The following is a 26,332-nucleotide window of genomic DNA, read 5'->3' as shown; positions in this document are numbered from 1 at the left end:
TGTTAGGCCAATGGCTCAGAGTAGAATGTCATGCTGAGCGCAGCCGAAGCATCTCTACCGAACGACACCCTAGGGTATTCCCAACGGCGTGGGAGAGATGCTTCGGCAAGCGGACGCCAGATAAGTATGACATTCTAATTCACTATATTATCCCTTATGCTCGACCTCTTTATCCGCCGGCCCATCCTGTCAATGGTCATTTCGGCCTTCCTGCTGCTGCTGGGGGGCCTGGCCCTCACGCGGCTGCCCATCACGCAGTTTCCCGACATCGTGCCGCCCTCGGTGACGGTGACGGCCAAGTACACGGGCGCCAACGCCGAGGTGTGCGCCAAGGCCGTGGCCCTGCCCCTGGAGCGCGCCATCAACGGCGTGCCGGGCATGACCTACATGCAGTCGGTTAGCAGCAATAACGGCCTGACGCTCATCACCATCTTCTTTGAGGTGGGCACCGACCCCGACCTGGCCTCGGTGAGTGTGCAGAACCGCGTGACCACCATCCTGGACGAGTTGCCGGAGGAGGTAATTAAGGCCGGCGTGACCACCGAGAAGGAGGTAAACTCGATGCTGTTGTACCTGAACCTGACCAGCGACGACCGCACGGTGGGCGAGAAGTTCATTTACAACTTCGCCGACATCAACCTATTGCAGGAGTTGAAGCGCATCAACGGGGTGGGCTTTGCCGAGATAATGGGGGCTAGGGAATACTCGATGCGGGTGTGGCTGAAGCCCGACCGCCTGACGGCCTACGACCTGGGCACCGACGAGGTGATTGACGCCATTCGGGCCCAGAACGTGGAGGCCGCGCCCGGCAAAACCGGCGAAAGCTCGGGCCGCGCCAACGCCGTGCAGCCTCTGCAGTACGTGCTGCGCTACACCGGCAAGCTTTATGAGCCCGAGCAGTACCGCAACCTGGTGCTGCGCTCGAACGCCGACGGCTCGCAGCTGCGCCTCAAGGACGTGGCCGACGTGGAGTTTGGCTCGCTCACCTACGGCATGTCGTCGAAGGAAAACGGGCGGCCCTCGGCGGCCATTATGCTCAAGCAGCGCCCCGGCTCCAACGCCCGCGAAGTGATTGCGGCGGTGAAGGCGCGCATGGCCGAGCTGAAGGAAACCAGCTTTCCGCCCGGCATGCGGTACAGCTTCGCCTACGACGTATCGCGGTTTCTGGACGCCAGCATCCACGAGGTGCTGCGCACGCTGCTGGAGGCGTTCGTGCTGGTATTCATCGTGGTATTCATTTTCTTACAGGACTTCCGCTCGACGCTGATACCCGCCCTGGCGGTGCCGGTGGCGCTGGTGGGGGCACTGTTCTTTATGCAGCTGTTCGGGTTCAGCATCAACCTGCTGACCTTGTTTGCGCTGGTACTGGCCATCGGCATTGTGGTCGACGACGCCATTGTGGTGGTGGAGGCCGTGCACGCCAAGCTGCACCATAACCCCGGCGACCCTAGGGCCGCTACCTCGCAGGCCATGCACGAGATTGGGGGCTCGCTGGTAGCCATCACGCTGGTGATGGCGGCAGTGTTCATCCCGGTGTCGTTTATGGATGGGCCGGTGGGCGTGTTCTACCGCCAGTTTTCGCTTACGCTGGCCATTGCCATTATTATCTCCGGCGTCAATGCCCTCACGCTCACGCCTGCCCTGTGCGCCCTGCTGCTAAAAGCCCCGGAGCATGCCGAAGCGCCCAGCGAGCACGCCCACGATGCCCACGACGCGGCCGCCGATACCACCGCGCCGAGCGGCCACGCCCCGCATCAGCCCGGTTTCTTCGGGCGCCTGGCGGCCGGCTTCAATAGCCGCTTCGAGGCCCTAACGCACCGCTACCAAAGCCTGCTGACGCGCCTGGCCCCGCGCCGCCTACTGACCCTAGGGCTGCTGGCGCTGTTTGTGGCGGGCACCTGGGGCGTGAGCCGCGTTCTGCCCTCGGGCTTCATCCCGACCGAGGACCAGGGCATGATTTACGTGAACGTGACCACGCCTGCCGGCGCCACCGTGGAGCGCAACGAGCAGGTGCTGGAGCAGGTCGAGCGCATCGTGCGCCAGCTCAAGCCCGTGGAGTCGGTTTCGACGCTGGCCGGCTACAGCTTGGTGAGCGAAGTAGCCGGCGCCAGCTACGGCATGGCCATGATTAACCTAAAGCCTTGGGACGAGCGCGGGCAGTCGGTACCCGAGCTGATTGAGGAGTTGGAAAAGAAAACCAAAGGCATCAGCGACGCTACCATCCAGTTTTTGCCGCCGCCCACGGTGCCGGGCTTCGGCAATGCCAGCGGCTTCGAGCTGCGGGTGCTGGACAAGACCGGCCAGGGCGACCTGGCCAAGACGGCGGCCGTGACCAAGGACTTTCTGACGGTGCTGCGCCAGGACCCGGCCGTGGGCGAGGCGTTTACGGGCTTCGACCCCAACTACCCGCAGTACCTCATCCACATCGACCAGGACATGGCCGCCAAAAAGGGCGTGACGGTGGAAAAAGCCATGAGCACCCTGCAAACCCTGATGGGCAGCTACTACGCCAGCAATTTCATCCGCTTCGGGCAGATGTACAAGGTGATGGTACAGGCCGAGCCCGAGTACCGCCGCCGCCCCGACGACCTGCTGGCCCTGCACGTCAAGAACAGCCGCGGCGAGATGGTACCCTTCTCCACCTTCGTGCGCCTCGAGCGCGTGTACGGCCCCGACCAGCTGACGCGCTACAACATGTACACCGCCGCCATGGTGAACGGCGACGCCGCCCCCGGCCGCAGCTCGGGCGAGGCGCTCACGGCCATCGAAAAGGCCGCCAAAAAGGTGCTCCCTAGGGGCTACGACTTCGAGTGGAGCGGCATGACGCGCGAGCAGGTCCTGAGCGGTAACCAGGCCATCTACGTGTTCGGCATCGTCATTCTGTTTGTGTACCTGCTGCTAGCGGCCCAGTACGAGAGCCTGGTGCTGCCGCTGCCGGTGCTGCTGGGCTTGCCCACCGGCATCTTCGGCGCCTTCTTGGCCCTGAAGCTGGCGGGCCTCGAAAACAATATCTATGCCCAGGTGGCGCTGGTGATGCTGGTGGGCTTGCTGGGCAAAAACGCCATCCTCATCATCGAGTTTGCCGAGCAGCGCCGCCGCGAGGGCGCCTCGCCGCTCGACGCCGTGGTGGAAGGCGCGGGTGCCCGCCTGCGGCCCATTCTCATGACATCGTTCGCTTTCCTGGCCGGCCTCATGCCGCTGGTGTTTGCCGATGGGGCGGGCGCCTTGGGCAACCGCAGCATTGGCACGGCGGCGGCGGGCGGCATGTTCGTGGGCACCTTCTTCGGCCTGCTGCTCATTCCGGGCCTCTACCTGCTAGTGATGCGCGGTAAGAAAGCGGAGCCGAAGGAAAAGCAGCCCGAACCCCAGCCCGAGCCGGTAACGGAAAAGGAGTTGGAGGCAGCCTAGGCCCTTTGGCTGCCAGGCGATTTACCCCACCCCCCGGCCCCACCTCGCTTGATGCGCGACATCCTGCGAGGGAAAGGAAACCACGGCGGCGCTATTATCAGCAGTGTATTAGCTGATTCTGCTTTAAAATGAGTTTACAAAAGCCCCTATATAAACTACAGTCAACTATGTGCGCCGCCGCGGCTCCCCCTCTCCCAAAGGGGAGGGGGCCGGGGGATGGGGTAAATCGCCTGGCCATAACACTCAGTCTTCTATTGCTACTCGCCGCCGGCTGCCGCGTGGCCGCGCCCGACGCACCCAGCGCGGGCGCCCGGCTGCCGGCCGCCTTCCCCAACGCCGCCGCGCCCGTCGATTCGCTAGGGGCTGGGGGGCAGCCCTGGCGCAAATTCTACCAAGACTCGGCCCTGACGGCGCTGATAGACACGGCGCTGCGGCAAAACCTGGACTTGCGCGTGGCCGTGCAGCGCGTCGAGCTGGCCAGGGCTGACTACATCGAGCGGCGCGGGGCGTTGTTTCCCACCGTATCCCTAGGGGGCACGGCGGGGCTCGACCGCTACGGGCGCTACACCCTCAATGGGGTGGGCAACTACGACACCAACCTCTCGCAGAATATCACGGGCAACCAAGTGATTCCGGGGCCCATCACGCCCGACTTTTTTGGCGGCTTCCGCAGCAGCTGGGAAATTGACATTTGGGGCAAGCTGCGCAGCCGGCGCCGCGCCGCCTACTTGCGCGTGCTGGCCTCGGAGGAAGGCCGCCGGCTGGTGCAAACCAACCTTATTGCTGAAATAGCCCGCAACTACTACGAGCTGCTGACCCTGGACAACCAGCTGGCCGTGGTGCAGCGCAATGCTCGCTTGCAGCAGGAAGCCCTGCGCCTGATACGCATCCAAAAGCAGGCCGGCCGCGCCACCGAGCTGGCCGTGCAGCAGTTTGCAGCCCAAACGCTGCGTACCGAAAGCCTGGCCTACGAAGCCCGCCAGGGCATCGTCGAAACCGAAACCCGCCTCAACCAGCTGCTAGGCCGCTACCCCGCGCCCATTAAGCGCGGCACCACGCTACCCGAAGCCGGGCTGGTGGGCAAGCTGGGGGTGGGCATTCCGGCCTCGGCCCTGCGCCATCGGCCCGACGTGCGCCAGGCCGAAGCCGAGCTGGCGGCCGGCCAGGCCGACATTGCCGCCGCCCAGGCCGCCTTCCTGCCCTCGCTCACCCTCACGCCCTACCTGGGCCTCAACGCGTTTCGGGCCGACTTGCTCTTTAATCCTAACTCGGTGGTATTTGGGGTCCTAGGGGGTCTCACCGGGCCTATCATCAACCGGGCGGCCTTCCGGGCCGATTTGCGCCGTGCCGCCGCCGGCCGCAACGAAACCTACTACCGCTACCAGCAGGCCCTGCAAAGCGGCTACCGCGACGTGGTAATCGGGCTGCGCGGCCTCGAAAACTACCGCGCCATCGTGGACCTGCGCGCCCGCGAGGCCGCCCAGCTCCGCAGCGCCATCGAGACTTCCAATGAGCTGTACCTGGCCGGCTATGCCTCTTACCTGGAAGTAGTTACGGCCCAGCGCAGCTCGCTCGACGCCGAGCTGAACCTGGCCAACGCCCGCCGCGACCAGCTGCAGCAGGGCATCTTGCTCTACCAGGCCCTAGGGGGTGGCTGGACTGCAGATTAAAGACCGCAGATTTAACGGATTTAACTGATGTCGCAGATACGCTGCTTCGCAGCTGGCTACGTGAACGTTAAAATGCCTTTGCTTAGCCCGCTTACCTCTTCGGCCAAGAAACTATTCTAGGGCCCTCACTATTCGCGTAGCCAACTGCGAAGCAGCGTATCTGCGACATCAGTTAAATCCGTTAAATCTGCGGTCTAGTTAGTGATAGACCGCGTGCCGGCGTAGTAGTACAGCTCGGCCCTGGATTTCTCGTAGCTCGAGCGCAGGCTTTCCTGCTTGATGCGCAGCTCGATGAGCTTGGTTTCGCGGGTGTTTATCAGGAAGATGGTACTCTCGCCCAGCTCGAACTTTTGCAGCTCGGCCCGCAGCAGAATGCGCTGGTTGGTAATCGTTTGGGCCTGCAGCTGCAACTGCTGCTCGTAGGCTTTCAGCGTGTTGTAGAGCGAGTTCACCTGCGTGACAATGGTGCGCTGGCTTTGCTGGCGCTCCAGCTGGTTTTCCTGAATCTGGATGCGGGTGTACTGCAGCTTGCCGCGCTCGGCGCGCAGGAATAGCGGAAAGGAAAAGTCCACCCCCACCTTGTAGTTATCCCAGCCGAAGTTATAGTAGCTGGGCACCTCGGGCTGGTAGAAGTTGCCCTGGCTGATGAAGCTGCCGCTCAGGTTGAGCTTGGGCTTGAGCATTTCGCGGCGGTAGCGCTCCTCGATGCTGTACTGCAAGCGCTTGGCATCGAGCTTAATAAGCGTGGGGTGCTGGCTGGAAGCCAGCTCGCGCAGGCGCTGGTATTCGGCGCGGGTCACGGTATCGCGTACGGGCGTTTCGGGGGCAGCGTAGGTGGGCAGCTCCACGGGCTGGCCGTCCTTGTTCCAGAGGTGGTTGCTGAGCACCAGGCGCGCATTGAGCAGCTCTACTTGCAGCTGCGCGGCCTGCACCAGGCGGTCCTGCACCGTTATCTGGGCCTCCACCGAATCGACGGGAGCCTGGTCGCCAATCTGGGCGCGGCGGGCCGTGGCCTGGAAGCGGCGGTTGGCCAGCGCAATGCCCTCGCGGATAAGCTGCTGCTGCTGATACTGGTAGTACCAGTTCCAGTAGTCCTTCACGGCTTGCAGCCAAACCTCGTTTATCTGCTTCACGCGGTCAGCTTCGGCGGCCGTTACCAGTATTTTGGCTTGGCGCAGGGTGTTGCGGCGCGCATCAATGAGCAAGCCCTGGCCGATGGGAATCGACAAGCCCAAGCCGGCCAGGCCATTTACCGGGGTGCGGGTTTCGGGGTTGGTGTACACGCCCACGTAGCGGTCGTAGCTGGCTTTCAGGTCGATGCCGCCCGGCCAGAGCGGTACCTTCAACTCGTTGCCCCAGTTATTGTAGTACTCGGTGCCCCCAAAAAGCTTGCGGTGGAAGTCGGAGCCCAGCTTGGGGTCAAAACCGCCCCGGGCTTGCAGCACCTGGCTCTGGGCCTCGGCGCCGAGCAGGGCGGCCTGCTTTACGATGGGGTGGTTGGCAAACACCAGCTCGGCCAGGTCCTGCAGCGAGAAAACCTTGGCTGTATCGGCGGGCCGGATTTCTTCGAGCTGCATAGTTTGCAGCGGGGCACGCTCCAGGCCCGATTTGCGGGCCGGCAGCTGGAGGTCTTGGGCCAGGGCGGGGCCGGCCACCAATAGCAGCCAGGCCGTGGCGCCTGCTTTAGCAGCCGCCCCCCCCCTAGGGTAGGCGCGGGCTGTCAAGCTCGCGCAGCGGAAGGCCAGCCCGTGAAGGAATTGTAGCAAGAAAAAAAACGAAGGCATAGCGGCTATTTGTCGGCTTTGCCGGATTCCCCTTTTACGGGCGTGGTGTCGGGCTCTTCTTTCAGGGTGGGCGGGAAGCCATTGAGCTGCCGCCAGATTTCGTACCACACGGGCACCGAGTCGAGGATGACCCAGCCGCGCACGCCCGAGCCCAGGCGCAGCTGCTTGGGCCAGGGCTGGTCGCCGGACTGGGGCTGGGCGGGGCGCACCAGCAGGCGGTACTTGCTGCCGGTGCTGCTCACCACGTCAATCACCGTCACCACGCCGCCGAAGGTGCCCACCGCCGCGCTCGGCCAGCCCGAAAACTGAATGGCCGGCCAGCCATCGAACTGCAGGCGCACGGTGCGCCCGCGCTGAATGAGCGGCACGTCCATGGCCCGCACGTACAGCTCGGCGGCCAGCAGCGGCGCCTCGGGCTGCAGGGTGGCAATGGACTCGCCCTCCTTGATGGTTTCGCCGATGCCGGCCTTGAGGGCGCGCACGATGTAGCCGGTTTGGGGCGCGCGCACTACGTATAGGCCCCGGCGCACCGACACATTAGCTATTTTATTGCGGGTGGCAGCTACCTCACCTTCGTAGCTTTCGCGGCTCGCCACGGCCGTGCTGCGGTCGGAACTGGCCTTGGCTAAATCTTGGGCGAACTTGGCGCGCAGGTTGGCCAGCTCAATGCGGGCGTTGGCCAGGGCCTGAATACTGCTGTTCACCTTGTTGCGCTGCGAGGTCACCTTGGCCAGGTCTTCCTGCAGCTTAAGGCGGCGCGTCTCGATATCGGTGAGCGAGAAGAGACCGTTTTTGTAGCCCTCCTCGTAGCGCAGCAGCCGCGCCTTGGCCGTTTCGTAGAAGTTAGTGATGGCTACCAGGTCGGCGCGGTCGCTGTTGAGGTAGTTTTGGGCCTGCTCCACTTTGTTGCGGGCCGACTCCAATTGCACCTCCAGCGTGGCGCGCAGGGCGGTTATCTGCTGGTCGGTGGCGCCGATTTTAGCCTGGTAGGCTAGTACGTTGCCGCGCTTGGCGGCCAGCTGCTCGCGCAGACGCTCGGGCAGGTTGGGGTCGAAGTACTCGTCCTTAATTTCCGAAATCATCAGCAGCGTATCACCCTTTTGCACGCGCTGGCCTTCGCGCACGTTCCAGTGTTCGATGCGGCCGGCAATCTGGTTTTGCACCGTTTGGGGGCGGTCCTGGGGCGTGAGGGCCGTGAGCGTGCCAACCCCATCGATGGTTTGGCGCCAGGGCATAAAAAGCATGACCAGAAACACCAGGCCCACAACGAGTAAGATACGGCCTAGCTTGCGGCTGGGCTGGGTGCGCAGCAGCTGGGGGCGCGACTGGCGGGCGGTTTTTTCCCACACCTCATCGGCCACGTTTTGGTTCGAGAGGTTAAGCATGGTGCAGGGCGTCTTGAGGCTCTTCGATGGGCAGGTCGGTTACGGCGGCTATCTTTTCCACGCCCGTCAGAATGTCAAAAATGGTGCTTACGCCGGTCATTAATTTTTCTATCGAGCCGCTTATCTGCACGATAATTACTTCAGCCGCAACGAACTGCCCTAGGGTCATTTGGCGCGACACCACGAACAGCGTGCCCGCGATGAGCAAGCCGGCCGTGAGGAAGGTGCGCAGCGCCACGGCGTAGCTATAGTAGGTTTTCAGCACCCGGAAGTGGTCGTTGCGGGCGTGCAGGTACGAGGAAGTCAGCTCGTCGGTACGGGCCAGGGCGTTTTTCTGCGCTTCCTCATTGCCGCGCACGTCATCCAGGTGCTTGGCCACGTGCTCGAGCGAGTCCACCAGCTCGTACTTGTAGGCCGACTCCTCGATGCTCGTGCGCAGGGCGCGCCGGTAGTTGAGGGCGTACACCAGCACCAGCGCCACGATGGTAAACAAGCCAAAGGCGATGAAGATAGGGTGGTAAAAGGCCAGCACGATAACGCCGAACAGCACTTGCAATGCCGCAAAGGAGATGTCAATCAAGAACTTCGTCAGGCCCTTCTGCACCGTCAACACGTCGAAGAAGCGGTTGACCAGCTCGGCTGGGTTTTGGCCGTGCAGCGCCTCGGGCTTAATGCGCGGCAGGCGGTAGGCATACTCAATGGCGGCCTTGGCAAAGATGCGCTGCTCAATGGCTTCAACCAGGGTAAGCTGCCCCACTGTGAGCAGGCCGCCCAGCAGCACCCCGCCCACTACCACCGCGATGAGCAGGTAGGTAGAGCCAAACACGGCGCCCGTCGAAACCAGGTTAAACACGGCCTGCGTGCCTAGGGGCAGCGACAGGCTGATGACGCCCGCCAGCACGGCGTACCAGATAATGTAGCGGATGGTGTCGCGTTCGGTGTCCAGCATGCGCGTAAAGCGTTGCCAGGGGGTGGGCGGCGGCAGGTTTGCCGTAGCGTGTGAAGCCATTAGGTAGAAATAAACTGAGTAGCCTAGGGGTGCGATACTAGCAGGCCTTCGCCGACGAATACTCCCAAGATGAATAATTGATGAAGTGTGCCACAAAGTTCGCGCCAATTGCCAAATAATTGCAAAACGCAGCTCTACCCGGCCAGGTTAAACGCAAAAAGCCGGATTTGGCAGCATGTTGGCTAACACGCTGCCAAATCCGGCTTATTCTTGCTGAAGAAGTTAGGGCTAGGGTTTCTTGGTAGTGTCGGCTGGCGCAGTAGTAGCCGGCGCGCTGGCTTTACGCCCGCCGCCAAACAAACTGTTCAGCCCCTTGCCGATGGCCTGGCGGGCTTTGGCTTCGGCCTCCAGCTTCTTCTTCTGGATTTCCAGGTTTAGCTGCTCCTGGGCGTTTTGCTGGGTTATCTGGGTGGCTTTCTGGGTGCTGTCGGTTTGAGCGCGCTTCTTATTGGCTAGGCCTAGCAGAGCGTCGGTGAGCTTGGTTTTCACCACGTTGGTCACGATGGCCTTGCCCTGGTCCTTGAGGCTGCCGCTGGTCAGCTTCACCTGGGGGCTGGTGATGGTGCCGCCAATGTTGAGCCCTAGGGTCACGCGGTCGGTGCCCTGGATGTTTTGCACGCCCGTCAGGCGCGTAAGCTGGTTGCTGACGGTGGTGCCCAGCTTGCCGGTGGGCGCGTTGATGGCCGTCACGTACTGCAGGGCACCGGCCAGGCTGTTAGTGCCCCCTAGGGTCATCTTAATGTCGCCGACCGTAATGTCAAATGGCTTCACTACTAAGTTGCCATCCACAATTTGAGCGTTTACTATCTTGTTGAGCACCTGCAAGTTCTTCAGGTCCGGCAGCGTGGTGAGGCTGGCAATTTGGTTGAGGGTGGGCGACTGCAACACGCTGGCTTTCACGATGTCGAATAGCCCCGAGCCGTCGAGCGAGGCCAGCTTGGGCAGCATGTCCTGGCCCATCTCGCCGCTCACCTTGAAGTTGGTGTTGAACACGCCCTGCACCACCTGCGCCAGCGGCACCAGCGCCTTTACGGTGTTGAACGAGGCAAAGGCCTTCTGGAAATCTAGGTTCTTGATGTTCAGCCCGAAGTCGAACTTGGGGTGGGCCAGGCTCTGGGTGTTGTAGCTGCCGCTGGTGCCGAAGGTAGCCCCTAGGGTGTTAAACGTTAGGTCTTTGAGCGTGGCTACCTCGTTCTTCACCGTCACGGTGCCGGTGGCGTTTTGCAGCTTTAGGTTGTCGTAGGTCACATTGTCGACCTTGCTGTTCAGCACCAGGTCGAAGTACTTCGGAATGGGCACCACGCCGTCGGCCTTGGCGGGGGCTTTCTGCACGGCGCCGGCGGTGGGCTTCTCGCTCACCGGGTCCACCATAAACTCGTTCACGTTGAAGTTGTGCGAGGTCACGTTCATGGTGCCCTTCAGCGCCTGGCCGGGCGTGAAGAGGTAGCCCAGGTAGTTGCTGATGGTGCCGTTGGCCGCGAAATCGGACGTGCCCGCCGTGCCGTTCAGCTGCTGAATCACAATCTGGTTGTTGTTGAACGTGCCGCTGGCCGAGCTGATGTTCACGCCCTGCGGCAGGTCTTTACTCTTGTAGGTCAGGTTCTTGGCTTGCACCGTGCCGCTGGCCTTCACATTCTGGTAGCGCCCGGCGTCCACGTCGGCCATGTTGCCGGCCGCCGCGATGTTGCCCGATACCCGGCCCGTCACGGTCATGCCATCCAAGGGGAAAATCTTGGTCATCTTGGTCAAGTCCACCGTGCCGCGCACGTTGGCGTCGAAGATGGGCGAGTTGATGTTGTGCGCGGCCAGCCGCCCGTCGAGCGGCTCACCCTCCAGCACCAAGTGAAACTGCGGCAAATCCACGTAGGTGTCGTTCACCTGGCCGGTCTTGTTCACCACCGTGCCGCTCAGGTTAATGTCCTCCACCGGCGCCGGAAACTTGTTCGACTTCACGTAGCCATTCGTGAACTTGATGGCCGCGTTCACCACCGGCATCTGGGTTTTCGAGTAGGTGCCCTTGCCGGTAGCATCCACAAACAGCTGCCCGCGGGCCGTGATGCCGGCCACTGGGTACACCTTCAGCGCCTCGGCCAGGTTCACGTTGGCTTTCACGCGTCCGTCCACCTTCATGGGGTCCAGGCCGTCGATGGCCACGTTGCCATCCACCGGGTTGGTGCCCAGGTCGAGGTGAAACTGCGGGATGTTGACTTTCACGTTGTTAGTAAAGCCCGAGGGGTTGTCCACCTGCATCTTCAGGTTGATGTTCTTGGCCTCCTGCGGCAGCTGCGGGTACTTGAAGCGGCCGTTGGTCACGGCCAGGTTCACGCCGTAGCCGGGTAGGCGCAGCTTGTTTTGCACGCCTTTCACGTACCCATCAAACGCCACCTGCCCGCTGGCCTGCACGTCCTTAAACTGCTTGTCGAACACGCCCGGCACTAGACTCAGGATGTTCTTGAAGTCCGTTGCCAGCGCCTTAAACGTCATGTCGTAGGTGATGTCCTCGGCATTGGGCAAGCCAATGGAGCCGGCGAAGCTGAACGGAAAATCGTTGAGTGTGACCTTATTGTCCTTGAAGGTGTAGAGGTTCTTATTCAGGTCCATGGCCATGGCCACGTCGGCATTTACCTGCTTGTCGGTCAGGTAGTCCACGTCGTTGTAGGTGGCCGTCAGCTTGTCGATGGTCGTGTTCGAGGTCAGGTCAAACACGTTCTTCGTGAAGTCGCCCTTGCCGGTGTGGTTCACGCCACGCGCGTCGAAGCTGAATGGGATGGTTAGGTCGCTGTAGCGGATGCGCCCGTTGTTCATCTTCCAGCCCTGAATGGCCAGGTTCACCGAGCTGGTATCCTGGCCTTTGGCCGCCGCAGCCGAATCCGACACCATGATGTCCCAGTTGGCCTTGCCGCTCTTCAGGATTTTGGCCGAGATGTCGGGCTGGTCGAGCGTCACGCTCTTCACGTCAATCTGCGAGCCCTTAATCACGCTCATCAAATCCAGGCCCACCTTCAGGTCGGGCAGGTAGGCTAGGGTGTCGCGGCTGAACGAATCGACGCCAATCACGCGCAGGTTCTTAATATCCAGCCCAAAATTGGGGAAGGTGCTGAGCAGCGTTACGTCGATGTCGCTGGGGTTGTACTGCACCTTGGCCCGCACGCGCTGCGCTATCTGCTTGTCGGCCAGGGCCCGCAATTTGTCTTTGAAGAGGAACGGCGTGGCGACCAGCGCCACCAGCAGCAGCACTACAAACGCCAGGAAACCAAGCAGAATTTTACGCATCACAGAATAGCTTTTAAGGAAAGGTCAGGCTTTATAACGCGAAAATGGAGCCAATTGCTTCTTGGCCGCGCTTTTTTTCGGTTAAGAAGCAGGTGCCGTCTTAAAAAGAACGTCATGCTCATCTAGCGTCCGCCTGCCGAAGCATCTCTACCGAACACCCCCTAGGCGGCGCGGTAGAGATGCTTCGGCAGGCGGACGCTAGATGAGCATGACGTTCTGGTTGGTTACTGGCTTCCTACCCTACTCCATGCGCGACTTCTCCGATTCCACGCCCGTATCGCGGCGCTGGCTGGCTTTTACCTTCTGGTTGCCAAACTTGTAGCTGAAATTCAGCTTCACGAAGCGGCTTTCTAGCTTGTTGACGTTGTGCGAGTTGATGCCGGCGGCGAGCACATCGAAGCGGCTGCGCTGGGTGTTGAAGAGGTCGGTGACGTTGAGCGTGAGCGTGCCGTTGCCCTTGAGCACCGTCTTGGACACCCCTAGGCTGCTGATAAAGCTCGACCGAACGGCCAGGCCGCCGAAGGTCATGGGCGACATGTAAAAGGCGGATACTTCGGCCTTGAGGCCGGGGCGCAGCGTCAGGGTGTGGTTGCTGGAGAGGTAAGCACCGGGGCTGGCGGCTCCTACGCCGATGGCGCCGCCGGCCTGCACCCGGGCGGCCGTCAGGCCTAGGGTGGTGGCAGTTTGCCACTTGCCGGCCAGCAGCGGCTGCATCAGGGTCAAGGTAGCGTCGAGCTGGTCGGCGCCGGGGTAGTTGCGGAACGAGTTGGTTACTACCTGCGTGGCATCGTCTTTCTGGAAGCTGTCCACGATGACGTTGCTATAGCGGCTGTAGCTGACGGCCGCCGAAACCAGGCTGCCATACGAGTAGCTCAGCTCGAAGCTGTGCGTGAACGCGGGCAAAATGTTGGGGTTGCCCTGCGCGTAGCGGTAGGGGCTGATATAGGTTACGAAGGGGTTGACAACCCCGAACCGTGGGCGCTCAATCTTGCGGCGGTACGAGAAGCCGTACTGCGTTTTCTCCGACTGGTTGTACTGCGCCGACACGCTCGGGAACAGGTTGAGGTACTGGCGCTCCGTAGTTTGGTTCATGGTGAGCGAAGTGCCGGTCGAGTGCGTTTGCTCGGCGCGCAGGCCCACTTGCAGCGACACCTTCTTGACGTCGCGGCTGAAAGTGGCGTAGGCCGCCCGCACGTTTTCGCGGTAAATGAAGTGGTTGGTTTTGCCCAGGTCGGGGGCGAAGGGCTGGCCGGCGGGCGCCTGCTCCCAGCGGATGTCGTTGTCGGTGATGGTCGAAGTAGCTTTCAGGCCGGCCTCCAGGGTGCCTTGGTAGAGCGGCTGCGCGTAGTCGGCCATCAGCGACTTCACCGAGTTGCGGGCCGGCGAGTAGTCGCGCAGCAAATCGGCCGGGGCGGTGCCGTCGAGGGTGCTGGTGGCGTAGTCGTTGTGCGAATCCTTGGCGTAGCCGAAGTAGTCGGCGCTCACGCGCAGCGTCCGGCCCTGGGCAAACTTGGTTTTGTAGTAGGCATTCACCGCGGGGCTTAGTACCTGCGACGCGCCCGACAGGCGCAGCAGCGTGCCTTGCTGCGCGGCGCCGCTCGGGTCGCTGAGCTTGGCCAGGCTCTCGCCGGTGCGGCGGCGGTCGGTGAGCAGGCCCTTGGCCAGCACGCCCACCGAGGTGGTTTTGCTCAGGTCGAGGTCGAAGCCCAGCTTGAGGTTGTTGGTTTGGAGGCGGTGGGTTTCGAGGCTGCTTTCGGCCAGCTGGCTTTCGGCCCCTAGGGTGCGCACGGCGCTGGTGGTGCTGTAGGTCTGGTTGTCAAGGCGGTCGAGGCCGCCGTACACGTTCAGCTTTTCGGTGCGGTGATTGAGGCTGAGGCCGGCGTTGTAGCGGCCGTAGCGGCCGGTGCCTACCCCTAGGGTGGCCGTGCCGTTGGTGCCGAGCTTCAGGCTTTTGCTCGTCACCAGGTTCACGATGGCCGCGGCGTTGGCATCGTACTTGGCCGAGGGGTTGGCGATAACTTCAATCTTATCCAAAGTATTGGCGGGCAGCGCGGCCAGCATGTTTTTCAGCTCCTCGCCGCTCAGGTTGGTGAGCTTGCCGTCGAGCATTACCGTCACGGACTTGCCGCGCAGCTGGTAGCCGCTGCCCTGCTCCAGCACGCCGGGGGCGCGGCTCAGTAGGTCGGCGGCGGTGCCGCCCGCGGCCAAGGGGCTGGCGGCTACGTTGAGCACCAGCTTGTCGGCCTGCCGCTCGATGAAGGGCTTGGTGGCCGTCACCTTCACTTCGGCCAGGGTGTGGCGCTCGGGGGCCAGGGCCACGGCTAGGGGCGCCGCGACGCTAGCGCCCACCGCCACGGCCGCCAGCTGCCGGGTGCGGTAGCCGAGGTAGTGCACTTCCAGGGCGTAGGTGCCCGTCGCCAGGCCGCTGAAGCTGAACGTGCCCTGGTCGGTGGTGATAGTGCTGAGCACGCTTTTGGTGTCGGCCACGGGGCGCAGCACCACGGTGGCGAAGGGTAGCGCCTGGTGCGAGAGGCTGTCGGCTACGGTGCCGGTGAGGGTGCCTAGGGCGGTGGCGGCGGCCGGGGCAGCGGGCGCCTGGGCAGCGGCCAGGGTGGCGGCCGAGGCCAGGGTGCCAGTGAGCAGCAGGGAAGCGAGGGCGTTTTTCATATCGGGAGCAGAAAAGGTGACTGAGGCAGTGACTCCCGGCCGCCAACCGGCTGGGAATGGGACAAAGCAACGGCCGCCCCGAGCCCCCTTTTCGCTTTTTTCGACCACCCTAGGGCCCCTTTCGACTAAGCAGGGGCACCCGATTTTTAGTCGAAAAAACGTCCCGCTTGGTCGAAAAAACCGCCATTTTTTGTCTTCGCCCGCCGCTTATCCGCCACCTTCGCCCCATGCAACAAGCCACCGCGCGGCCCAGCCGCTTCCCCCTGGTTTTTGAGGTGCTGGTGTGGGCGCTCTATGTCGGGCTGTATAAGTACGACCACTACATGGAGAGCTTCACCAAGACGCACAGGGCCGACAACGGGTACTTGCCCTACCCGCAGCTCATTGCCTTTGCGATGGCCGCCACGGTGTACGTCATTCCGTACTATCGCTGGCTGCTGCCGCTGCTGTTGCGGCGCCGGCGCTACGCCTGGCCGCTGGGGCTGGTGGCCGTGCTTTATCTCTGGTGGAGCATCAAGCTGAACACCACGCTGGCGGCCGGAGCCTTCGTTCCGGTTGCCGCGCCGCCGGTACTCACCGAGTTCTACCAGCGGATTTTTCATAATGGGATAGCGCACCCCTTCAGTATCGGGCTGATGTACTATTCCCTGAATTTGTTGAGCTTATTGCTCACCGACGTGCTAGCCTTCAGCTGCGTAGGCTTCGTACGGGTGGCATTTGAGCAGGAAAGCCGGCGCCGCGAAATTGAGAAGGAGCACGCCGCCTTGCAGCTCGAGCAGCTCAAGGCACAGCTGCAGCCGCACTTCCTGTTCAATACCCTCAACAGCATCTACGGCCTGAGCCTGGCCGGCTCGCCCGATACGCCCCGCTTCATCCTACTGCTGTCCGAGCTAATGCGCTACGTGCTCTACGACAGCGGCAAAGAGCGCGTGGCACTGGCCGACGAGATAGCGTTCATGGAGAACTACTTCGAGCTGGAGCAACGCAAATATGAGGGCGCCCGCATCAGCTTCGAGGCCAGCGGCGAGGAGCTAGCCGGGCAGCAGGTGCCGCCGCTGCTCTGGCTGCCGCTCATCGAGAACAGCTTCAAGCACGGCCGCCACCACTTCAGCGACGACGCCAGCGTGGTGGCCACGCTCACGGCCACGCCGGGCCAGCTGTGCTTCGTGGTCGAGAACGACATGCTGCCCAGCCCCCCGCCCGCTGCCGCGCGCCGCAGCGGCGGCATCGGGCTGGTCAATATCCGCCGGCGCCTGCAGCTGTATTACCCCCACGCCCACGACCTGACGCTAACCGAGCACGCCGGCCGCTACCGCGCCGAGCTACTTTTACGCCTATGAGCCTGCCGCTAAGTTCTAGCCCCATCCGCTGCCTCATCGTGGACGATGAGCCGCTGGCCCACCAGGTGCTTAAGCAGTTCATTGCCCAAACGCCCGGCCTGGTGCTGGGAGGCCAGTGCCGCCACGCCATGGAGGCCCACGACCACCTGCGCCAGCACCCCGTCGATTTGCTGTTTCTCGACATCGAGATGCCGCTCATTACGGGCCTGCATTTTCTGCGCACGCTGCCCACCCCGCCCCAAACCATCCTCACCACCGCCTACCGCGAGTATGCCTACGAGGGCTTCGAGCTGAACGTGCTCGACTACCTGCTCAAGCCCTTCAGCTACGAGCGTTTCGCCAAGGCCGTGGCCCGCTACCAGCCGCCCGCCGCGGCCCTAGCCCCCGCCGAGCCCGAAGGCCACTTGCTGCTCAAGGAGCAGGGCAGCCTGCTGAAAGTGCCGCACCGCGACATTCTGTACGTGGAGGGCTGCAAGGACTACGTCAAAGTGGTGACATCCGCTAAAACCTACCTGCACCACGAGACCATGAAGGGCATGGTCGAACTGCTCGGCGCGCCCTTCGTGCGGGTGCACCGCTCGTTCATCGTGGCCGCCGCCCACCTCAAGCTCCTCCAGCCCGAGCAAGTAGTGCTCAGCACCGGCGAGGAAATCCCGGTTGGCCAATCGTACAAGGCTGATTTACTGACGTTTTTTAAGAAGTAGGAGCCCGTCTGCCCGAAAAAGCCCGTCATGCTCATCTGGCGTCCGCTTGCCGAAGCATCTCTACCACGCCGTTCGGGTGTTGTTCGGTAGAGATGCTTCGACAAGCGGACGCCAGATGAGCATGACGGGCTTTTTCGGGCAGACGGACTTTTGCGTCGCTGCCAACCCTAGGGCTACTTGCTGGCGTGCTGCTCCAGATACTGGTAGCGGGCGCGGGTCTGGTCGGGCTCGGCTTTAGTGGCTACGTCGAGGCGCAGGTACTGGCCGTTTTGCTGGCTGGCGGCGGGCCACTGGGGCAGGCCGGGGCCGTTGGGGTTGCCGGTTTTGATGAAGTTGGCGAAGTAGCCCTGCATCTCCTCCGACAGCTTGTAGTCCTCGGGCGTCCAGGCAAATACCTTGTTGGTGGGCAGGTTGCCCAGCGCGTACTCAATCTCGGCTGAGTGCACGGCACCCTTGGCGGGCGGGGCGGGCTTGGCGGGGCCGGCATTGCGCGTCACGCCGCCGGCCAGGTTGGCGGTGGCGTTGCCCATCTCGGGCGTCATGGCGGGCCTAGGGCGGGCGTAGAGGTAGCGGTACACGGGCTGGCCGCCGGTTTGCAGCTGGGCATCGGCCAGCTTCCAGGTGCTGTAGGCAATGAAGCGGTCGCCGGCCAAGTCGGTGGCGGCCTGCTCCACGTCGGCGTCGGTGGCGGCGGGGTAGAGGCGCGCAATGTCGGCGGCCTGGTCGCCGTAGAGCTTCTGCACGGCCGCGGTGTAGTTAGCCACCGTGGGTGCATTGGGGCCTAGTATTCCCTGGTAGCCTGACTCTTGCGAGTTCCAACCCACTAGCAGCGGCACGTGGGCCTGCTGGCCGGCGGCAAAAATCTCGGTGGGCTGCCGGGGCAGAAAGTAGCCATCGACCAGCGGCGAGAAGCGCGGCGCGCCCGGCTTGCCGGTGGCCTCCAGCACCTGCTGGGCCGGTAGCGCCCGCAGCGCAGCCAGGCTGCTGGCCCCTAGGCTAGCACCGAAGGTCGTACCCGTTTGCTCGCCCTGCGCCAGGGTGGGCAGCGGCTGCAAGCCCAGCAGCGAGCCGCTTTCGGCAATGGCGCCTACCAGCAAGTCCTTCGTAGCCGGCGCGGCCATCTGCGCGCTCACCGACCACGAGCCGGCCGACTCGCCCGCGATGGTAATGTGCCGCGGGTCGCCGCCAAACGCCGCGATGTTCTGGCGCACCCACTGCACGGCCGCCTGCTGGTCGAGCAGGCCGTAGTTGCCCGAGGCATGGTGGGGCGATTCCTTGGTCAACTCGGGATGGGCCAGGAAGCCAAACACCCCGAGGCGGTAGTTCACGGTCACGGCCACGATGCCGCGCTTAGCCATGGCCTCGCCGTCGTAGCGCGGCTCCGAGCCGTCGCCGCCCACGAAGCCGCCGCCGTAGAAGTACACCAGCACTGGCCGCTTCTCGCTGGCGGCCTTGGCGCCCGTCCACACGTTCAAATACAGGCAGTCCTCACTCACGCCATTCGAGCGGAAGTTCATGTCGCCGAACAACGGCAGCTGCATGGCCCTGGGGCCAAACTGGGTGGCCGGGCGCACGTTTTTCCAGGCTGGGGCGGGCTGGGGCTCGCGCCAGCGCAGCGGCCCTAGGGGCGGGGCGGCGTAGGGCACTCCCTTGAAGGTGTGAATGTTGGCGCTGGCGGCACCCTGCAGCGTGCCGCCGCTCACGCGGGCCTGGTTGTGGGCAAGGTCTTGCGCCAGCGCCGTGGTGGCCAGCAGCAGGGTGGGGAAAAGGGCGAAGTGCTTCATGGCGGCAAGGTAGGACACCTATCGCCATTGTTGCAGGTCTAGCGTAATAAGAAACAGCGTTGCATTAGTATGATTCAAAGACTATTAGACTTCGCTGGCAAAACAACAAAGTACAATTTCGGTAAGCCTACGCCCCACCGATATTTAGCTTCTTGTTTCGGTAACACTTCGTCAACTCAGTCGCGTTGGCTACTTTATCAACTGAATTGATGAAGTGAATATTAGTTATAACTTCCCCATGATACCTCAAGCTGTTAATATCGAGTTTAGCCAAGGCCATATTAACAAAGTTTTTGTAGCCCTTACTTCAACTGACGAAGAATTGAGAAACTACTTCAGCAAATACATTCACAATGAATATGATGACGACCTATCTGAGAGATTATACTATCTAGACATAGCAGAGATTGCAAGATTTCTTGTTGACAAAGTAGAAATGGAACAAACAATTTTCTTTCAGGACTTATTTGCGCAGATAGAGGTAATACTCTCAAAATGTGATAGCTATGTTGATGAATTAGTCGTTTTTGGACTGTTTGAGAGTATTCAGAACAATTGCAGCCATAGAGCGACTGATTATTACTATAGTTTTGATAAATGGCTACATCCTATTTCAAAGCAAAAATGGGACGGCTTAATTGATAGATGGGAAGGAGAAGATTGGAGAGATAAGGGCATTGATTCATAACAGTTGATGCGATTAGCAGCCTTCATAAGCAACCTGATATTTAAAAATACATAAAGCCCCGCCACCATGCGGCAGCGGGGCTTTTCAGATTCTGGCACCCCTAGGGGCCCTATAGCAGCTCGGTGCTGCGCTTCACGAACTGCGTCAGCGCCTCGCCTTTGAGCAGGCCTTGGGCCAGCAGGGCCAGGTCGAAGGCTTGTTTGGCTACGGTGCTGCCGTTGTCGGCCAGCATCTTGCTGGCTAGGGGGCTGTTGGCGTTCACGGTCACGTCGTAGCTGTCGGGCAGGCTGCCGAACATCTGCATGCCGCCCCCGCCGCCGGTGCGCTGCATGTCCTTCATGCGGCGCATAAACTCGTTGCGGGTGATGACGACCGGAGCATCCTGGGGTGAGAGGGCGGCCACTTTCACGTGCATGGCCGGGTCGCTGATGGCAGCCGTTACCACTTCCTCCAGCTTCTTCTGGTCGTCCTCGCTCAGCACGCTCTCGGTGGTTTCCTCCTTCTCGATGAGCTGGCCCACGGTGGCCGAGTCTACGCGCTTGAAGGTGGTTTTTTCCAGCTTCTGCTCCAGCAGGCCGATGAAGTGCGGGTCGAGCACCTGGTCGAACACCAGCACGTCGTAGCCGCGCGCCTGGGCCGCCGCCACGAAGCCGTGCTGGGCCTCGGGGTCGGTGGTGTAGAGCAGCACCGTGTTGTCGGTCTTGTCCTTCTGGTTGGCTTGCACGTGCTCCTGGTACTCGGTGATGGTGTAGAGCTTGCCGTCCACGCTCTTGAGCAGGGCGAAGTCCTTGGCGCGCTCGTAGAACTTGTCGTCCGAGAGCATGCCGTACTTCACGAACAGGCCGATGTCGTTCCACTTCTCCTCGTAGCCGACGCGGTCCTTGCGGAACAGTTCACCGAGCTTGTCGGCCACCTTGCGGGTGATGTAGGTGTTGATTTTCCGCACGTTGGCATCGGCCTGCAGGAAGCTGCGCGACACATTGAGCGGAATATCGGGCGAGTCAATCACGCCTTGCAGCAGCATCAGAAACTCGGGCACCACGTCCTTCACCTCGTCGGTGATGAACACTTGGCGCGAGTAGAGCTGAATTTTATTGCGCTGGAACTGCAGCTCGTCCTTCACCTTGGGAAAGTACAGGATGCCCGTCAGGTTGAAGGGGTAGTCCACGTTCAGGTGAATCCAGAACAGCGGCTCCTCCATGCTCATGGGGTATAGCTCGCGGTAGAACTTCTGGTAGTCCTCGTCGGTCAGGTCGGCCGGCTGCTTGGTCCAGATGGGCGTGGTATCGTTCACCAGCTGCCCCTCAAACTCGATGGGCACCGGCAGGAAGCGGCAGTACTTCTCCAGGATGCCGCGCAGGCGAGCCTCCTCCAGAAACTCGTCCGAGTCCTCGGCTACGTGCAGCACCACGTCGGTGCCGCGCTCGGCCTTCACGTGCACGCCCTCCGTGTACTCGTCCAGCGTAAACTGGGTGCTGCCGTCGCAGGTCCAGTGGGCCGTGGCCGCGTCCTCCTTATAACTCTTCGACCAGATTTCAACCTCCCTGGCCACCATGAAGGCCGAGTAGAACCCTAGGCCGAACTGCCCGATTATCTGGTCCTTGGCTTGCTGGTCCTTCTCCTTATATTTCTCTACAAACTCGGTGGCGCCGGAGAAAGCAATCTGGTTGATATACTTCTTAATCTCCTCGCCCGTCATGCCCAGGCCGTGGTCCGACACGGTAATCTTGCGGGCGTCCCTGTCCACGGTCACGCGCACTTTCAGCTCACCCAGCTCCCCCTGAAACTCGCCCTGGCGGGCCAAGCTCTGCAGCTTCTGGGTGGCGTCCACGGCGTTGCTCACCAGCTCGCGCAGGAAAATTTCGTGGTCGGAGTACAAGAACTTCTTGATAATGGGGAAGATGTTCTCGGTATGAATGGAAATCGAGCCGGTTTCAGTCATAGTAGGTAGGTGATGGATGGTCACAAAAAAGGTTAAGCCGGGCCCTAGGGCACCTCGCTCAAGCGAAGCACTCAAAGGCTATTCCAAGCCGGGGCGGGCTGTCAGGTTGGCAGCGCCAGGGGGCTAGGCGGTCCGCAGGCGGGCGGGTATTCCGCAAAGCTGTCACGCTCGGCACCGGGCAGGTTGTGGGCGGGCTGCCATTCGGCCAGCAGGCGGGCAAGCGCGGCTGGGTCGGGCACCAGCCAGTGCAGGCCCGCTTCGGACTGCGCGAAGAATTGCACATCGAAGTGGATGAGGCCGCGCAGGGCCGCGAGCAGCGTTTCGATGGCGTGCACGTTGTAGACGCGCGCCGACCCTAGCACCAGCACTACCTGCTGCAGCGGAAGCGGCAGCACCGTTGGCATCCAGTGCGTGGCTAGCCATATCTGGTCGAATACCGACAAGTCGGGCAGGGAATTTAGCTCGAGCTGCACGTGCGTAATCTTCTTCACCTCAGCTAGTTGCTGCAGCGTCACCAAGGCAGGTTGCAGCCGCGCCAGGCTGCGGTCACCCATCCACTCGGCCCGCAGCAGCCCCAGCGCTTCGTCGTGCTGAATGCGAAGCTCAGCGGTGTTGTAAAATGGCATAGAAGACCAGCCACAGCCGTTACCCTTAATACGGATGAGGTAATAAACTGATTGCTAATTACAAATGTCACCTGTGCGCCTCATACTGCGTGCGCGCTTGCTGCGTAGCGCTAGCAGTACGCGCCGTTTTTTATTTATGATGGGTGGCTGGCCCGGCCTACGCAGGTGGGGCTAGCACAGCAGCCGGCTAGTCGCTTGGTTGCTGCTGGGGTGCGTCTCGCGCGCCCACTCGGCCAGCAGCGCGGGCACGCGGGGCGAGTTATCAGTCAGCCAGTCAAGGGCCGCCTCATCCTGAGTAAAAAACTGAACATCAGCCTTAATACGCGCCTGGTACTGCATCAGCAGCGACTCCAGCACGTGGCGGTTGTAGACGCGCTGGCTGGCCAGAATAATAACCAGCTGCGTGACGGGCAGCTGGGCAATGCGCGGCAGCAGCGTAGTGCTCAGCCACAATTGGTCGTATACGGGTAGGTCGGGCTGCTCGCTAAGCTCTAGCAGCAAGCGGCGGGTGCCATGCTGCTGCATTAAGTCAACGAGGCCGCTGGCGGCAGTGCGGAAAGCGGGCGCGTTGCGGCTGCCCGCCCAGCGGACGCGCAGCAGCTGCAATTCGGCATCTTCCTGAATAAACAACGGTGATAGGTGCTTGAAAATCATTTAAATTAGTTGCTGTTGTATTATTCTTTTTGTGCGTCTGTTTCGTTTGTATGGCGCTGGTTATTGCCGCCCAACCTACGGAAAACTCCGAGCAAAAAGCGCTAGCTGTTCGAAAAAAAACTCGACTATAGTGCCTTTGCTAACTGACTAGCTGCCTTTTGCATGGGAGCGCGCTGCCAGAAGAAGGCCATCATTTGCAACATTGGTTCATAAATGCCGTCCCTAGCCGGTATCTTTGCCCTGATGCCGCTGCATCAGTAAGTGCACATTTTTTTGCTGCCTTCCGTGTTCCGCGCCGCGCTTCGCCCTTACTTCGCCGCCCTGCTGCTGCTCTGCCTGGGGCGGACGCTGCTGCCCGAGACGTGGGTAATTTCCTGGCATGCGCACGCGCACACCACCCACGAGCCGGCCTACGCCCGCCGGCCCGCGGCCGGGCCGCCTCGCCTGCTTTTCACTACCCAGCACCAGCACTGCCACGCCGAGCAGTTTTATAACGTGCCGTTTGCCTTGGGTAGTATGGCAGTGCTGCCCCAGCCGCGCGTGCGCCAGCTTTACCTGGCCTGGGCGGTGGCTGGCTGGCCGGGCTACCCGCCCTTGGATGCCCGGCGCGCCCAGCTGCGCGGCCCGCCCGCACTCGGCTAGGCTGCGCCATTGGCTAGGCCCTAGGCCTGGGTAGCGCCCCGCGCCCACCTCCCCCCTTAGTTAGCTGCCCTCTAAGGCGCTTTTAGCAACAGCCAGGCTACTGGTTACCGCAGCCGGCCCGGCATGGCCGCGCCACCAGGCATCCGGGGGCCTGGCGCACCGCCGCGGGCCTAGGGCTGGCTTTTCCATCACGTTATTTTCTAGCTGCTATAATGCGTTTTATCTATTCTACGGGGCTGGTGCTGAGCGCGCTGGCCCTATCGGCACGGGCGCAGCCTACGCCCGCGGCGCCGGCCCGCACGCGGGCGGCCGCGCCGCCCTTCACCGGCCGCCTCACCGATGCCAAAACCGGCGAGGGGCTGCCCGGCGCCAACGTCGTCTTCCCCGACCTCAAGCAGGGCACGGCCACCGACGCCAGCGGCAGCTTCAGCTTCGGCAGTCTGCCTAGGGGGCGCTTTACGGTGCAGATAACTTCGCTGGGCTACAACACCGTGACCCAAACCGTGGATACCGGCAGCGGCCAGCCCCTGAACCTGGCCCTGACGCCGGCCGCTACCGAGATTGGCCAGGTGGTGGTCACGGGCGTGAGCCAGGCCACGGCCGTGCGCCGCTCGCCGGTGCCCACCACCATCGTGGACCGCACGCGCCTCAACCAAACCTCGGCCACCAACGCCGTGGACGCCATCGCCCACACGCCCGGCGTGAGCCAGATTACGACCGGGGCAGCCATCAGCAAGCCGGTGGTGCGCGGGCTGAGCTACAACCGGGTGGTGACGCTCAACAACGGCGCCCGCCAGGAAGGCCAGCAGTGGGGCGACGAGCACGGCATCGAGCTGGACCAGTACGGGGTTGACCACGTGGAGATTATCAAGGGCCCCGGCTCGCTGCTCTACGGCTCCGACGCCATGGCCGGCGTCATCAACTTCCTGGCGCCCGACCCACTGCCCGAGGGCCGCATCACGGCGCAGGGCGTGGCCAACTACCAAACCAACAACAACCTGCAGGGCTACTCGCTCGAAAACGCGGGCAACCTAAACGGGCTGAACTGGCGGGTGCGCGGCACGCGCAAGGTGGCCGCCGCCTACCAGAACCGCTACGACGGCCGCGTCTTCAACTCGGGCTTTAATGAGTGGGACGCCAGCGGCTACGTGGGCGTGAACAAGAGCTGGGGCTACTCGCACCTGACGTTCAGCAGCTTCAACCAGAACCTGGGCCTGAGCGAGGGCGTGCGCGACAGCACCAGCGGGCGCTTCGTGCGCGACGTGGCCCTAGGGGGCGGGCAGGTGGGCAGCCAGGTGGTGAGCGACGACGAGCTGCGCAGCTACACGCTGTTCGTGCCGCGCCAGCGCATCAACCATCTGCGCATCGGTATTGATAACAACCTGATTATCGGCGACCAGGGTGGGCGGCTGGCGGTGCAGGCCAACTACCAGCAGAACCTGCGCCGCGAGTTTGGCGACGCCGTGGCGCCCGACACGCCTAACCTGTACTTCCAGCTGCGCACGGCCGATGCGGCGCTGCGCTACTACCTGCCCGAAATGGCCGGCTGGAACCTGGTAGTGGGCGCTAGCGGCATGCGCCAGCAAAACCGCAACTTGGGCCTGGAATTCCTGATTCCGGCCTACAACCTGAGCGAGGGCGGCGTGTTTGGGGTGGTGAAAAAGACCCTAGGGCCGGTGGACCTGAGCGGCGGCCTGCGCTACGACGTGCGCCGCATCGACGCCCAAAGCCTGTACCTGGGGGCCAGCGAGCAGCCGGTGCCGCCGGGCACGCCGGGCGCCGAAACCAAGTTTGGCGGCTTCCGCAGCACGTTTAACAACTACAGCGGCAGCCTGGGGGCGGCCTACAACGCCAGCGACCGGCTGACATTCAAGGCCGACATCGCACGCGGCTTCCGGGCGCCCAATATTGCCGAGCTGGGCTCGAACGGGGTGCATGAGGGTACCATCCGCTACGAGGTGGGCAACCCCAACCTGCGGGCCGAAACCAGCTTGCAGCTCGACGCGGGCGTGAGCTACGCCAGCGAGCACGTGCGCTTTTCGGTGGATGCCTTCGAGAACAGCATCGATGGCTACATCTTTTCGCGCCGGGTGCTGAACCAGCGCGGCACCGACTCGCTGGTGAGCACCGGGCCCGACATCGGCCTGTTTGAGTACGTGCAGGGCCGGGCCCGGCTGCTGGGCGGCGAGGCCACCCTCGATTTCCATCCGCACCCCTTGGACTGGCTGCACTTCGAGAACTCGTTTTCAATGGTGCGCGCCCGCCAGCTCGACGTGCCCGCCGACCAGCAGTACCTGCCCTTCATTCCGCCCGACCGCTTCCAGAGCGAGCTGCGCGGCAACTTCCGCCGCCAGGGCCAGCGCCTGACCAACGTGTACGCGCGCCTGCAGCTAGAGCAGAACTTCGCCCAAAACCGCTTCTTCGGCGCCTTCGACACCGAAACAGCCACGCCTGCCTACACTTTATTTAATGCCGGCGCCGGCACCGACGTGGCCGACAAGCAAGGCAAGACGTTGTTCAGTGTCTACCTGACCTGCAATAACCTGTTCGACGTGGCCTACCAGAGCCACCTGAGCCGCCTCAAGTACGCCGAGGTGAATTACGCCACCGGCCGCCGCGGCATCTACAACATGGGCCGCACGCTCAGCATCAAGCTGGTGGTGCCGCTGACGCTGAAGTAGGCAGAACAAGCTAGTACTAAAAAGAACGTCATGCTGAGCTTGCCGAAGCATCTCTACCGCGTAAGTAATCTCAAC

General features: G+C 62.3%; 16 protein-coding genes. 7 read left to right on the top strand and 9 right to left on the bottom strand.

The window, feature by feature from the left end; translation table 11 throughout:
• Positions 1–156 precede the first annotated feature (156 nt).
• Both HHL22_RS10885 and HHL22_RS10880 read left to right on the top strand, forming a co-directional pair.
• Positions 157–3,408: an efflux RND transporter permease subunit gene (locus HHL22_RS10885; RefSeq protein ID WP_169531213.1), complete on the top strand. Its 3,252-nt coding sequence runs from the start codon at positions 157–159 to the stop codon at positions 3,406–3,408.
• A 254-nt stretch (positions 3,409–3,662) separates the two neighbouring features.
• Positions 3,663–5,078: an efflux transporter outer membrane subunit gene (locus HHL22_RS10880; RefSeq protein ID WP_241738082.1), complete on the top strand. Its 1,416-nt coding sequence runs from the start codon at positions 3,663–3,665 to the stop codon at positions 5,076–5,078.
• Between the two features lie 194 nt (positions 5,079–5,272).
• On the opposite strand, the gene HHL22_RS10875 is transcribed toward HHL22_RS10880, so the two are convergent.
• The 5 genes from HHL22_RS10875 to HHL22_RS10855 all read right to left on the bottom strand — a co-directional run bounded on the left by HHL22_RS10875 (position 5,273) and on the right by HHL22_RS10855 (position 15,196).
• Positions 5,273–6,844: a TolC family protein gene (locus HHL22_RS10875; RefSeq protein WP_241738081.1), complete on the bottom strand. Its 1,572-nt coding sequence runs from the start codon at positions 6,842–6,844 to the stop codon at positions 5,273–5,275.
• A gap of 23 nt (positions 6,845–6,867) precedes the next feature.
• Positions 6,868–8,247: an HlyD family secretion protein gene (locus HHL22_RS10870; RefSeq protein WP_169531209.1), complete on the bottom strand. Its 1,380-nt coding sequence runs from the start codon at positions 8,245–8,247 to the stop codon at positions 6,868–6,870.
• The gene (locus tag HHL22_RS10865) at positions 8,240–9,196 is read right to left on the bottom strand and encodes an ABC transporter ATP-binding protein (protein ID WP_206680719.1); all 957 of its coding nucleotides are present in this window, start codon (positions 9,194–9,196) and stop codon (positions 8,240–8,242) included. Before HHL22_RS10865 ends, HHL22_RS10870 begins: the two co-directional genes overlap by 8 nt.
• A gap of 288 nt (positions 9,197–9,484) precedes the next feature.
• The gene (locus tag HHL22_RS10860) at positions 9,485–12,529 is read right to left on the bottom strand and encodes an AsmA family protein (protein WP_169531206.1); all 3,045 of its coding nucleotides are present in this window, start codon (positions 12,527–12,529) and stop codon (positions 9,485–9,487) included.
• Between the two features lie 240 nt (positions 12,530–12,769).
• Positions 12,770–15,196, bottom strand: a complete 2,427-nt coding sequence (locus HHL22_RS10855; protein ID WP_169531204.1) for a TonB-dependent receptor — start codon at positions 15,194–15,196, stop codon at positions 12,770–12,772.
• 227 nt (positions 15,197–15,423) lie between these two features.
• On the opposite strand from HHL22_RS10855, the gene HHL22_RS10850 reads away from it, so the two are divergent.
• Both HHL22_RS10850 and HHL22_RS10845 read left to right on the top strand, forming a co-directional pair.
• Entirely contained in the window at positions 15,424–16,536 is a 1,113-nt protein-coding gene (locus HHL22_RS10850) for a sensor histidine kinase (RefSeq protein ID WP_169531202.1), read from the top strand.
• Positions 16,533–17,240, top strand: a complete 708-nt coding sequence (locus tag HHL22_RS10845) for a LytR/AlgR family response regulator transcription factor (protein ID WP_169531201.1) — start codon at positions 16,533–16,535, stop codon at positions 17,238–17,240. Before HHL22_RS10850 ends, HHL22_RS10845 begins: the two co-directional genes overlap by 4 nt.
• Before the next feature lie 173 nt (positions 17,241–17,413).
• On the opposite strand, the gene HHL22_RS10840 is transcribed toward HHL22_RS10845, so the two are convergent.
• Positions 17,414–19,024 carry a carboxylesterase/lipase family protein gene (locus tag HHL22_RS10840; protein WP_169531199.1) on the bottom strand — a complete coding sequence of 537 codons (1,611 nt, stop codon included), beginning with the start codon at positions 19,022–19,024 and terminating at the stop codon, positions 17,414–17,416.
• Between the two features lie 238 nt (positions 19,025–19,262).
• Here HHL22_RS10840 and HHL22_RS10835 point away from each other — a divergent pair, with 238 nt between their 5' ends.
• Positions 19,263–19,712, top strand: coding sequence for a DUF7674 family protein (locus HHL22_RS10835; RefSeq protein ID WP_169531197.1), 450 nt, complete (start codon positions 19,263–19,265; stop codon positions 19,710–19,712).
• A gap of 109 nt (positions 19,713–19,821) precedes the next feature.
• Here HHL22_RS10835 and htpG read toward each other — a convergent pair whose 3' ends face one another.
• The 3 genes from htpG to HHL22_RS10820 all read right to left on the bottom strand — a co-directional run bounded on the left by htpG (position 19,822) and on the right by HHL22_RS10820 (position 22,934).
• A complete protein-coding gene (htpG, locus tag HHL22_RS10830) occupies positions 19,822–21,654 on the bottom strand; it encodes a molecular chaperone HtpG (protein WP_169531195.1) in 1,833 nt (610 codons plus the stop codon).
• Positions 21,655–21,755: 101 nt separating this feature from the next.
• Complete coding sequence (locus HHL22_RS10825) at positions 21,756–22,280, bottom strand: hypothetical protein (RefSeq protein WP_169531193.1); 525 nt, start codon at positions 22,278–22,280, stop codon at positions 21,756–21,758.
• Between the two features lie 171 nt (positions 22,281–22,451).
• A complete protein-coding gene (locus tag HHL22_RS10820) occupies positions 22,452–22,934 on the bottom strand; it encodes a hypothetical protein (protein ID WP_169531191.1) in 483 nt (160 codons plus the stop codon).
• A 273-nt stretch (positions 22,935–23,207) separates the two neighbouring features.
• Here HHL22_RS10820 and HHL22_RS10815 point away from each other — a divergent pair, with 273 nt between their 5' ends.
• A complete protein-coding gene (locus tag HHL22_RS10815; RefSeq protein WP_169531189.1) occupies positions 23,208–23,576 on the top strand; it encodes a hypothetical protein in 369 nt (122 codons plus the stop codon).
• A 212-nt stretch (positions 23,577–23,788) separates the two neighbouring features.
• Entirely contained in the window at positions 23,789–26,257 is a 2,469-nt protein-coding gene (locus HHL22_RS10810; protein ID WP_195809277.1) for a TonB-dependent receptor, read from the top strand.
• Positions 26,258–26,332 lie beyond the last annotated feature (75 nt).

It is taken from the genome of Hymenobacter polaris (genome assembly GCF_012927305.1).
Classification (GTDB): domain Bacteria; phylum Bacteroidota; class Bacteroidia; order Cytophagales; family Hymenobacteraceae; genus Hymenobacter; species Hymenobacter polaris.
Note: the sequence above shows the minus strand (reverse complement) of the source record. Positions and strands in the feature narration are given on the sequence as shown.